10 protein-coding genes and 2 tRNA genes are annotated in these 11,462 nt (G+C 40.7%); 1 reads left to right on the top strand and 11 read right to left on the bottom strand.

The window, feature by feature from the left end:
* Positions 1-518: 518 nt before the first annotated feature.
* On the bottom strand, positions 519-1,121 hold the full coding sequence (locus H5159_RS20375; protein ID WP_182716925.1) for a glutathione S-transferase family protein: 603 nt from the start codon (positions 1,119-1,121) through the stop codon (positions 519-521).
* A gap of 136 nt (positions 1,122-1,257) precedes the next feature.
* Here H5159_RS20375 and H5159_RS20370 point away from each other — a divergent pair, with 136 nt between their 5' ends.
* On the top strand, positions 1,258-1,992 hold the full coding sequence (locus H5159_RS20370; protein WP_182734203.1) for a YafY family protein: 735 nt from the start codon (positions 1,258-1,260) through the stop codon (positions 1,990-1,992).
* Positions 1,993-2,283: 291 nt separating this feature from the next.
* On the opposite strand, the gene nth is transcribed toward H5159_RS20370, so the two are convergent.
* From nth to H5159_RS20320, 10 genes are all read right to left on the bottom strand, one after another.
* The gene (gene nth, locus H5159_RS20365; protein WP_039487264.1) at positions 2,284-2,946 is read right to left on the bottom strand and encodes an endonuclease III; all 663 of its coding nucleotides are present in this window, start codon (positions 2,944-2,946) and stop codon (positions 2,284-2,286) included.
* Positions 2,947-2,995: 49 nt separating this feature from the next.
* Positions 2,996-3,694, bottom strand: a complete 699-nt coding sequence (locus tag H5159_RS20360; RefSeq protein WP_024595474.1) for an electron transport complex subunit E — start codon at positions 3,692-3,694, stop codon at positions 2,996-2,998.
* Positions 3,691-4,332, bottom strand: a complete 642-nt coding sequence (gene rsxG / locus H5159_RS20355; RefSeq protein ID WP_182780939.1) for an electron transport complex subunit RsxG — start codon at positions 4,330-4,332, stop codon at positions 3,691-3,693. Before rsxG ends, H5159_RS20360 begins: the two co-directional genes overlap by 4 nt.
* Positions 4,329-5,387 carry an electron transport complex subunit RsxD gene (gene rsxD / locus H5159_RS20350; protein WP_182780938.1) on the bottom strand — a complete coding sequence of 353 codons (1,059 nt, stop codon included), beginning with the start codon at positions 5,385-5,387 and terminating at the stop codon, positions 4,329-4,331. The genes rsxG and rsxD overlap by 4 nt, the downstream gene beginning before the upstream one ends.
* Positions 5,384-7,759, bottom strand: a complete 2,376-nt coding sequence (gene rsxC, locus H5159_RS20345) for an electron transport complex subunit RsxC (RefSeq protein ID WP_182780937.1) — start codon at positions 7,757-7,759, stop codon at positions 5,384-5,386. The genes rsxD and rsxC overlap by 4 nt, the downstream gene beginning before the upstream one ends.
* Positions 7,760-7,767: 8 nt before the next feature.
* Positions 7,768-8,322 carry an electron transport complex subunit RsxB gene (gene rsxB / locus H5159_RS20340; RefSeq protein ID WP_007585357.1) on the bottom strand — a complete coding sequence of 185 codons (555 nt, stop codon included), beginning with the start codon at positions 8,320-8,322 and terminating at the stop codon, positions 7,768-7,770.
* Position 8,323: 1 nt separating this feature from the next.
* Positions 8,324-8,905 (bottom strand): electron transport complex subunit RsxA, encoded by a 582-nt coding sequence (rsxA, locus tag H5159_RS20335; protein ID WP_008172491.1) that lies wholly within the window; start codon positions 8,903-8,905, stop codon positions 8,324-8,326.
* Between the two features lie 212 nt (positions 8,906-9,117).
* Positions 9,118-11,061 carry an EAL domain-containing protein gene (locus H5159_RS20330; protein WP_182696126.1) on the bottom strand — a complete coding sequence of 648 codons (1,944 nt, stop codon included), beginning with the start codon at positions 11,059-11,061 and terminating at the stop codon, positions 9,118-9,120.
* A 148-nt stretch (positions 11,062-11,209) separates the two neighbouring features.
* A tRNA-Asn gene (locus H5159_RS20325) sits at positions 11,210-11,286 on the bottom strand.
* 29 nt (positions 11,287-11,315) lie between these two features.
* Positions 11,316-11,392 (bottom strand) — tRNA-Asn (locus tag H5159_RS20320).
* Positions 11,393-11,462 lie beyond the last annotated feature (70 nt).

Below are 11,462 nucleotides of genomic sequence, written 5' to 3'. Positions count from 1 at the left end.
AGGTTAAATAGTGCTAGATCTCTTATTTTATGAAAAAGTTCTAGTCGTATTCGGATAGCCCATATTTGCTGTAATTTCAGAGGTAACTTTTGTCCTACAAGCTTATTTTTATTCCAAGGCTCTTTAGGCTGATATATTGTTAACTGGTGCATTAGTTGTACTCCGGTGTTTATGGAGTTTTAAGCTTAGCCCGCTACAAAAGAATTCGGGTATGAGCGATTAGCGGTCAGTCGAGCCATCTCAATCTTAAAGTATCTTTGAACAGATAGCTCTAGATATGACGATGGCTGATTTTAATATATAGCGAACATCTTACGCGCATACTTCAAGCTTTAATCTCTTCGGGTTTAATTCCCCGCCGCTTGCGGCGTAAAGGTTTTTGACCTCATGCTAATTAAGATACCCCTCTTCGCGAAGCGAGTTTGAACCTAAGCGAAAAGCCTTGGCGCGGGGTAGTTCATTGCGCCAAGGTTCTCCTCTCCCATCGAAACATAATAATTACTTATACAGAGACGCGACTATGACATCGGTTCATCGAAATACTTATGAGTTTCTTTATATGCAGGTCTCTGTTGGATTCTAGAAATATATGCAGCTACCTTAGGTGATGGGGCAAGCATTCCAAAAGTAACCGCAGAATCTAGCAGTCCGCCGAAAACGATGTCTGCTGCTGTAAACTCATCTCCTAAAGCCCAACCACCTTGGGGAGTCATCGCTTCGATAGTCGCTACTACTCGCGTTTTATCACCCCACCCAGCTGTTGCTGAATTAGGATGCTCGATGTTTGATGCCGCCAAGGTTAATGCCGGCTCAATGGTATTTCCAGCAATGAATAGGTATCGATAATATTTCGCTCTTTGATTAGACCCTATAGCAGGGGCGAGCTTCTTATCCAAATATTTATCAGAAAGATACGCACATATCGCAGCTGTTTCTGTAATAACGCTTTCGCCATCTACCAGTGTTGGCAATTTACCCATTGGATTGATAGTTTGCAGATCGCGCAATTCAGGTGAATCTTCAGAAAAATTAATATTGATTTGTTCATGTTGTACGTCTAGCTCTTTTAACATCCAATCAGTTGTAACTGATCTGCTCATTGAATTGTAATAGTGCTTCATCTTGTAATGTTCCTTTCTGTATAAGTTCAATTGTCAAAATACGGGTGAAATTGGTTAAGTGCTTCTAAAAAGTTTAGACTCTAGCCACTGATCTGAAGTATATTTATAAATATGTCACTTACTGGCACATTAAATTATGGCGAAGACAAATTTTAAAGATCGTGTTGCAAGGCGAAGTCGTTTGCTTGGGATGCTTCGTTCTGAACAACATTGGACAACATCTGATTTACGAGAACACTTAGATGTTAGTCAACGAACCTTGATGCGCGAGTTGGCAAGCTTAAAAGAAGAGGGATACCCAATCGAGTCAGATAGAGGTCGGGGAGGAGGTGTTCGTTTAGCAGGTCGATGGGGTATTGAGCGGCTAATGTTAAGCCATAAGGAGGTGATTGAATTATTACTGGCGCTCTCAATTGTTGAATCACTAAATTTACCCTTCATGACAAACAATTTGGAAGTAATCAAGCAGAAGTTATATCAAGCATTTCCTGCAAATCAGCGTTCTAGAGTAAGCAGAATTCGAAAACGGATATTTGTAAGCACACATGTTAGGAGCACTGCACCGTATCAATCATCAGATGATCACATTGATATATCACAGACTATATGTGAATCCTTTCTGGAGCAACGTTGTTTAAATATTAATTATATTTCGGAAAACAAGAGATGCTCTTCGAGAACTATAGAGTCTCATTATCTTATGCTCGCTTGGCCTGTTTGGTACATTGTTGCTTGGGATCACCTTAGAAATGCACCTAGAATCTTTCGTATAGATAGGATAAAAAATGCTGAAATAGCATCAAAGAGTTTTAAACTTCGACCGGAATTAATTGCGAACGACCCCTATGCCCATCATTTCTCATCAATTTAATCTGTTTTAATGTATTAAGTAAATGTCTGCTATTGGCACAAACCGGAAATAGCTTCCAATTAACTCCGTATTTAAATTTTAGGTTTTAGCTGGGCTCTAATTAATAAATCATAATCTATTTGCAACACCTCGCTTAAATTCAAACTATTCTGAAGTTAACGCAAATTTTCAATTTAATTGGTGCTGGCCGAATAAAGGCTCATATGAGAATCAAATCGCCAGCTTCTTAAATAGAAACTAAAGATGTGACCGTTAAAAGGTTTATGCTAATTAAAAAATAACTACTCTTAACTATGACTCAGTTTTCTCTTTATAGTCACACAAATCCTCAATTATACAACTTCCACATTTTGGTTTTCTCGCTGTACACGTATAGCGCCCATGTAAAATAAACCAATGATGGAGGTTAAACATAAATTCTTTCTTATTTGGCGTATTTTTAATTATAGCCTGTTCAGTCTGCTCAACAGTCTTACCCTTAGCGTAACCAGTACGGTTTGCAAGACGTTGGATGTGAGTATCTACTGCTAAAAAGTATCTACCTTCATTATCTTTTAGCCAGCCAAAGGCTGTGTTGAGTACAACATTAGCGGTTTTACGGCCAACGCCTGGTAGGGCTTCTAGGGCTTCACGATTTTCTGGCACGATGCTGTTATGTTCATCCACCAAAATTTGGCACATTTTGTACACGTTGGCAGCTTTAGAGTTAAATAAGCCGATGGTTTTTATATAATCACGCAGTGTATCGTGGCCTATATCTAAAATGGCTTGTGGTGTATTAGCAACAGGGAACAACTTTCGAGTGGCTTTATTAACGCCTACATCAGTTGCTTGTGCTGAAAGAGTTACAGCTACTAGTAACTCAAATGGGCTTGAATATTCAAGCTCTGTAACTGGATGTGGGTTATCGTCGCGTAGGCGCGACAGTATTTGGTGACGTTTTTCTTTATTCATGCAACTTAAAACGTATTAGTGCTAATTGTTGCTCTAATACGTTTTCCCCTTAAGTTAAGCTAGTAACACGTGCTCGAGGGCCTTTTTCAGCCTCTGGCGGTGCAACTTGTTTTGATTTTATTTGTGCGTCAATTACGTTTTTTGCAGCAATAAGTAGCCCAAGCCCTAAAAAGGCACCCGGTGGTAAAATTGCCAGTAAAAATTGATTATCAAAATTAAATACTTCTATGCGCATGCTCTGTGCCCATGGGCCAAGTAATAAATCGGCTCCGTCAAACAGCGTACCTTGGCCGATTAATTCGCGCATAGCTCCTAACACTAACAATACAGCCATAAAGCCTAAGCCCATCATTAAGCCGTCAAATGCTGATAAATGAACAGGATTTTTAGAGGCGTATGCTTCGGCGCGGCCAATAATGGCGCAGTTAGTTACAATCAACGGGATAAAAATTCCCAATGATTGATATAAACCAAAGGTATAAGCGTTCATAAGTAATTGAACTATTGTTACAAAGCCCGCGATGATCATGACAAATACAGGTATACGAATATCTTTTGGCACCCAGTTACGCACAATTGATACGGTAACATTTGAGCCTATTAGTACGAGTAAAGTTGCTAAGCCTAAACCTAAGGCATTTGTTACAGTTGAGGTAACGGCAAGCAGTGGACACAAACCTAAAAGCTGTACAAGGGCAGGGTTATTTACCCATACGCCTTCTTTGTATAATGTTTTTAACTCACTCATTTAGCTACCTCCGTACATTCGGCATTAGGTGCTGCAAAAATATCATCAAAATTAGTTTGTGCGAACAATACGGCGTTTTTAACAGAGCCCACAACAGCACGGGGCGTTATGGTTGCACCTGTAAATTGATCAAACTGGCCGCCATCTTTTTTTACAGCCCAACGAGCGTCATCTTCACCTTCAACGGTTAAGCTTTTAAATGTTGTGATCCAAAGTGATTTTTTAACTTCTACTTTGTCGCCTAAACCAGGGGTTTCTTCGTGTTTAGTCGTACGCACGCCAGCAATAGTGCCATCGCTCAATACCGCTGTTAATAAGTTAATATCGCCACTGTAGCCGTTTGGCGTAACATGCCTAATAACAACAGCGACTGGTTTATTGTTTTTACGAGCACGGTAAATTACTTGATTTGCGTGTGGACCTAGTTTTTCGTCAGTAATAATTACGCAATCTTGTGATAGTTGATTGTCGTATGATTTTGGGTCGAGCACTTCTTGTAGCTGCGCAGTAAGTTGTAGTTGTTCTTGCTCTGCAATTTTATCGGCAGTAAGTGCATTGATCGAGGCAACTAAGCCCGTCGTTGCTAACGCAAACGCAGTTAAAATAGCACCATTTTTAGCCATTGACGAAATGATCATTTTACTGCTCCATGGCCATAAGTACGTGGCTGTGTGTAGTAGTCTATTAGCGGCACTGCAATATTAATCAATAATACGCTAAATGCGATGGCATCAGGAAAACCACCAAAGGTACGAATTAAATAAATTAGTAAGCCAATTAGCGCGCCATAAATTAAGCGCCCTTTGTTAGTTGTTGCTGCAGATACCGGATCGGTTGCTATAAAAAAGGCCCCCATCATTGTGGCTCCACTTAATAAGTGAAATAGGGTACCCGGCTCTGTACCAGGTGATGCAATATAACCAATCGCACTACATAGTGCTAAACTTGCAATAAAACTGACAGGAATATGCCAGTTAATTATTTTTGCTTTTAATAAATATAAACCACCGGCTAAAAAGCCTAAGTTAACCCACACCCAACCAAGGCCAGCCCATTCGTTAAATAGTGGCTTTTGCATACTTTCGGTAACGGTTAAACCGTGGGCTATATCTGTTTTAACAGTATCCAGCGGGGTTGCCATTGTTAGGCCATCAACCCCTGCGCGTACTTGATCTAGGCTAAACCCAGAGGCCGTAAAATCGGTGAATATTAGCCTTAGCTGATCAGCAAAGCCTATTGGCGTATTTATTAAATCGGTAACAGGCAACCATGCGGTCATTTGCACCGGAAACGAAACTAATAGCAGTACATAAGCCGCCATTGCTGGATTGAATAAGTTAAAACCAAGGCCACCATAAAGTTGCTTAACGATAACAATAGAAAATAAACAGCCAATAATAATTATCCACCAAGGTGCAAGTGGAGGGATACTCAGTGCCAGTAACACAGCAGTAAGCCATGCGCTGCCATCACTTAATGCAGGCCAAACAGGGCGTTTGCGCATTAGCATTATTGCAGCTTCAAATACACTTACAGCAACAAGGGCTAGTACTAGCTGAATAAGCACCCCGGTACCAAAAAAGAAAACTTGAGCAATTAGCCCAGGAACACACGCAGCAATAACGCTAAGCATTAATCGTGTTAACGATTTATGGCTGTGATTATGCGGCGAACTGGCCATGGTTAATTTCATGACTGATTATTTCCTTCTTTTTGTAACTTTTTAGCTTTTGCTCTCGCAATTGCAGCAGCCACGGCGGCTTTTTTCTTATCGTCGGCTGATTTAGGTTTATCTGCGCTAATAAGATCTGATGAGTCATCGGTGTTATTTTCTGCACTCTTCGATGCTGCGCTATCAACTTGTAGCTCTTGGGGCTGAGTTTGTTCGGTATCTTCTAGCGCTTTAGCCGCTTTTTTAGCTTTAGCGCGAGCTATGGCCGCAGCTACCGCTGCTTTTTTATCATCAACGGGTGCCACGCTTTGTGGCTCTTCACTCACGGTTTGCTCGGCTTCTTTTAATGCTTTAGCCGCTTTTTTCGCTTTAGCACGCGCAATGGCCGCGGCTACCGCTGCCTTTTTGTCATCAACAGGGGCATCACTTTGTGGCACTTCACTTTTATCATCAACAGGGCCATCGCTGTGTGGCTCTTCACTTGTTGTTTGTTCAGCGTTGTCTAATGCTTTAGCTGCTTTTTTAGCTTTAGCGCGAGCTATGGCCGCCGCTACGGCTGCTTTTTTATCATCAACAGGGGCATCGTTTTGTGGCTCTTCACTTGCTGCTTGTTCAGCGTTATCTAATGCTTGTGCTGCCTTTTTGGCTTTAGCGCGAGCAATGGCTGCAGCTACTGCTGATTTTTTATCATCAACGGGTGTAGTCTCGGCCGATTCATCTGTTTGCGATTTTTGCTCTTTATATTTACGCGCTTGTTCTTTACGTAGTGCGCGCTCTTTTGCTACTTCGCTGTTATCTGGCTCTAGTTCTTCGCCTTGTTGCTTTTTAGCTTTAGCGCGTGCAATAGCGGCAGCAACAGCAGATTTTTCATCGCCGTTATCTGATTTATTTTTAACACGGGCTAGTGCCTCAGCTACTTTTTGTTTTTCGTCAGCAGACTTAGCAGCAGGTTTGCGTTTATGGCGGTTTTGGCGTTCTTCTTGCTCACGCTCTAAACGTTCTTTTCGGGCATCAAAACGCTCTTTTGCTCTGTCGGCTTTAATTTTGTCAGCTTGTTGTTCTTTAATTTCAACTTTGGCTATACGGTAGTACTGTACAAGAGGGATTTCGCTTGGGCACACGTATGCACAAGCACCACATTCAATACAATCAAATAAATTGTGCTCTTGTAGTTTGTCGTACTCTTTTGATTTAGCAAACCACTGCAATTGTTGTGGCAATAAAGAAGCAGGGCAGGCATCGGCACAGGCGCTACAACGTATACAGGCTTTTTCAGGGCCGGGTTCCGCTAGCTCTTTATGATCAGGCGCTAAAATACAGTTAGTTGTTTTAACTATGCCAATACGTACTGTGGGTAGCGTAAAGCCCATCATTGGGCCGCCCATCACAACACTTTGCTGCGGTACAGGAGAGAAACCTTGGCAATCTAGTAAATGCTTTATTTCAGTACCAAGCAGTGCCCATACATTTCCAGGTTTATGAATAGTGTTACCTGTTACCGTAACTATACGCTCAATTAGCGGTTTGCCTTCATAAACGGCTTGTTGTACGGCAAACAAAGTACCCGTGTTATGCACTAAAATACCAATATCGGCTGGAATACCAATGCTAGGAACTTCACGGTTAGTAAGTAATTTAATTAATTGCTTTTCACCGCCTGATGGATAAATAGTTGGCACCGTTTGAATAATAATTTTTGAGTTATGCTCAGCTGCTTGCTTCATTGCTGCAATAGCTTCAGGCTTGTTATCTTCTATACCCACAATGCACAGTGTTGGGTTTAAAAGTTGCTGCATTATTTCAATGCCTTGGATAACTTCTTTAGCGTGTTCGCGCATTAAAACGTCATCGGCAGTAATATAAGGTTCGCACTCAACAGCATTTACAATCAAAAATTCGATAGGTTGCTTGGTATCTGCTTTTACATAAGTAGGAAAACCAGCACCACCCATACCGCTAATACCGGCTTGGTGAATAATATTTATAAGCTCATCATGGCTAAGCTCAGCAGGATTTTTATTTTTATTTAGAGCTACCCATTCGTCTTTGCCGTCTGGTTCAATAATAACACTTAGTTCAGGCAGGGCCGATGGATGTGCTGATGGCATAGGTGCAATATCAGTAACTACACCAGAGCTTGGCGCATGTACAGGTACCGACCAGTTAGCAGCAGGTTCTGTTAGTGGTTGGCCTTTTAATACGTGTTGGCCTTTTTCTACAAGTAACTTACCATTTGCGCCTATGTGCTGCTTAAGCGCAACAATGAGTTTGTCGGGCAAGGGTAGGCGAGTGATACTCGCACTATTAGAGAGTGATTTTTGTTGTGGTGGGTGTATGCCGCCAGGAAATGCCCACACGGTGCCTTTTTTTATTTGTTCAAGTAACTTGTCCACTCAAACCTCTAATCTATTTGTGTAACAGGAATAGCGTCTAGCTGCCATTTCCAGTTTTGTTTAGTTTCGGCTACAGGTAGCATATCAATGCAATCTACAGGGCAAGGCTCAACACATAAATCACAGCCAGTACATTCATCAATTAACACGGTATGCATTTGACGAGTTGCGCCCAAAATAGCGTCAACTGGGCAGGCTTGAATACATTTGGTACAGCCAATACATTCATCTTCGCGAATATAAGCCACTGTTTTTATAGGTTCTGCTTGCTCGCCACCGGCAAGTGGTTTTTCATCAACCCCCATTAAGCCGGCAAGCTTTTTCATGGTAGATTCGCCGCCTGGTGGGCATTTATTTATTTCATCGCCATTAGCTATGGCTTCGGCGTAAGGGCGGCAGCCCGGGTAGCCACATTGTCCGCATTGAGTTTGCGGTAAAATCGTATCTATTTGCTCAACAATAGGGTTACCTTCAACGCGAAAGCGAATTGCTGCAAACCCTAAAATAAGTCCAAAAATGAGTGCTAGCGAACCAATCGCTATCAAGGCATAAAACAAGGTCATATTAAAACTTCACTAATCCAGTAAAACCCATAAACGCCATCGACATTAAGCCTGCAGTGATCATTGCAATAGAGGCGCCTTTAAAAGGCGTAGGAACGTCAGCAGCTGCTAAACGCTCTCGTAGTGCTGCAAACAATACAAGCACTAAAGAAAAACCAACCGCAGCACCAAAACCATATACCGCAGATTGTAAAAACGAATGATCTTCTTTGATATTTAATAAAGCCACACCTAATACCGCACAGTTAGTGGTGATCAGCGGTAAAAATATGCCTAATAAACGATATAGAGTAGGGCTGGTTTTACGCACAACCATTTCGGTAAATTGCACTACAACGGCAATCACTAAAATAAAGCTCATGGTGCGTAAAAAGGCGATATCCAGAGGGATTAAAATATATTGATTAACTAAATAGCTAGTTACAGAGGCAAGGGTAAGCACAAACGTGGTTGCCAAAGACATACCAATCGCCGTATCAAGCTTACCTGATACGCCCATAAACGGACATAAGCCTAAAAATTGTACTAATACAAAGTTATTAACCAGAACTGTTCCAATCAATAACAAGACATATTCTGTCATGTGTGCCTCACGCTATTAAAGTCCTGCTTATTATCCTTTTTTCTGCCCCGATAAACAACATTTGCGAGTCGTTATCAGTTAAATAAACGCAAGGACAAACATATTGATCACAAGGCTGTAAAATTAATGTGATTTTGATGTAAGGAATTAGTCAAATAGCAGAAACAAAAAAAGAGCAACGAATGCTCTTTTTTGTATTAATTGAAAACTAATTAAATGTCTTTAGGTTTTTCTATGTAATAACCTTGAACGCCATCTAAACACAACGTTTCTATAATGTGTTTCTCTTCTTGGCTCTCAACGCCTTCAGCAAATACGCTAACACCAATGCGGTGGGCTAAATCGACCATTAAGCGCATAAAGTACTGATTATTTTTATCATCTTCTAGGCCGCGAGTATAACTTGCATCCATTTTAATAAAATCAGGTTTTAAATCGCGGAAAAACTTAAATGAAGTTAAGCCAACACCAAAACGTTCAACAGTTACGCGTGCGCCAACACGGTGAACCATGTCGATAAAGCGCTTACTAGCTTTGATGTTTTGCTGTAAACCAAACTCGCTTACCTCAAATACTAGTTTAGATGCAATATGCGTATCTTTCAATAATCGGCGCTCTAGCCAAATTACAAACTGATCGTTGTGTGCACTTGAGGCTGTTACGTTTAAACCAAAAAACTTTTCAGATAAATTACGGCTTTTAACTTTTTCAAGAGAAGAGTCGATGATCAGGCGATCAATTTCTATTGCCATATCAAGTTTTTCGGCCATTGCTAAAAAAGAAGCGGTAGGCAGTACTTGATTGTCTTCTGTTTTAAATCGAACTTGTACTTCAGCGTAGGCTTTTATGCTTTTACCAAGCGGCATAATGTTTTGCATCACTAAATGCACGCGCTTAGATTCAATAACTTCCTTAATAACCTTACGCCAGTTTTGATTACCAAACCCCGCACTTACGTTATTAACTAAATCGGTTTCGCGTTGTACGTGCCATGCATTAACTTGCTTTGACTGCGCCATGCTCATCGCGTTATCAACAACAGAAAGCAGTTCGCCTAACGGTTTACCTTTTTCGTAACCTACAATACCCGTATTAGCTACCGAGCTTAACTCTTGGTTTTGTTGGTACTGCGTGAAGCGCGATTGCAGGTTTTCACCAAAGCGCTCAGCTTCTTTTAAAGGAATGTGGGGTAGTACTACCGCAAAATCAGAGCTGTTTAATCTAAATACTTGGCTACCCGTGTAAGTGCCGCTTATGTGCTTAATAATATCAGCAACGCCTTTAACGTACTCGTCACCTTTTTGATAACCACGGCTTTGGTTTATAGCTTGTAGCTCGCTACAACGAACCATAGCTAAAGAGCCAAATGTACTTTGCTCAGTGTTTTCAATATTTTTTTCGTAGTACTCAACAAACATATTACGATTACCAAGCGAGGTAATTACATCTTTGTACGCTTCATGCTTGATAGTCATAGCAGCGCTTTGTATGTCTTCGTTTTTGTTTTTTAAAAAATGTGATAACCGATTAAAACTAGGTACTAAATCTTTTCCCATTTTTTTCAATCGAGTGCCATCTAATGCTGTTTCTAAATCATTATCAACTTGGTTTTGATTGATATAAATATCGATAATGTCAGCAACTGTTGTACTTATATTTTTATTTAAATGATAAAAAATAGATTTCATTAGAATTATTGGAATAATAACTAAAATGGCAGAAATCAAAATAACAATAAAAAGGGACGTTTGTAGCTGCGACGCTAAATGCTCAATGTTAAGTACAAATTCAACTTTTATATCTGCGGCATCGTTTACAGCAAACTGTGGGCGTACAGAGTTAAAGTTAGAGAGTACAAAATCAGCAAACATTGGTAATTGAGTAGGGGGGTTAATGCTAAATACTTCAGCACCTTGGTAATCTCTTAGAGTAAAGCTTGAAAACGTATTACCATCTGCAATTGATTGTTTTAAATTTTGAGCAGAAATATCGTCTAAAGAAAGGTCATTAATATACTTAGTAACAGTCGTTTGTGCATTTTTTTGTGCATCACTTACCGCAGTATCAAAGCTTATAGATATGAAGTAGCTTCCTGCTGCAACACACAATAACCAAGAGATAATTTGTATAAAAATAAGTTTTTTAAATCCAGCCATGTTTTCAGTCTTTTAATAATCAAAAGGGAAGGAATCAAGTCCTTGATTAATAAACTAAGTACAGCGCATTAAAGAATTAAACTAATGCTTTAGTTATATAAGGAAGAGTAGTGGAAATAGCTTGGAATGTCTATGAAATTCTTAGAATTGGCTCCCCCTCCCCGACTCGAACGGGGGACCTGCGGATTAACAGTCCGTCGCTCTAACCAACTGAGCTAAGGGGGAACTAAAGTACTGATATTATTATGATGATTTGGCTCCCCCTCCCCGACTCGAACGGGGGACCTGCGGATTAACAGTCCGTCGCTCTAACCAACTGAGCTAAGGGGGAACTACATCATAAACATAAACTTGGCTCCCCCTCCCCGACTCGAACGGGGGACCTGCGGATTAACAGTCCG

This window comes from Pseudoalteromonas sp. SG43-1 (genome assembly GCF_014164415.1).
In the GTDB taxonomy this organism is placed as follows: Bacteria; Pseudomonadota; Gammaproteobacteria; order Enterobacterales; family Alteromonadaceae; genus Pseudoalteromonas; species Pseudoalteromonas distincta.
The sequence above is the reverse complement of the archived record's forward strand: the minus strand, read 5'-3'. Positions and strand labels throughout refer to the sequence as shown.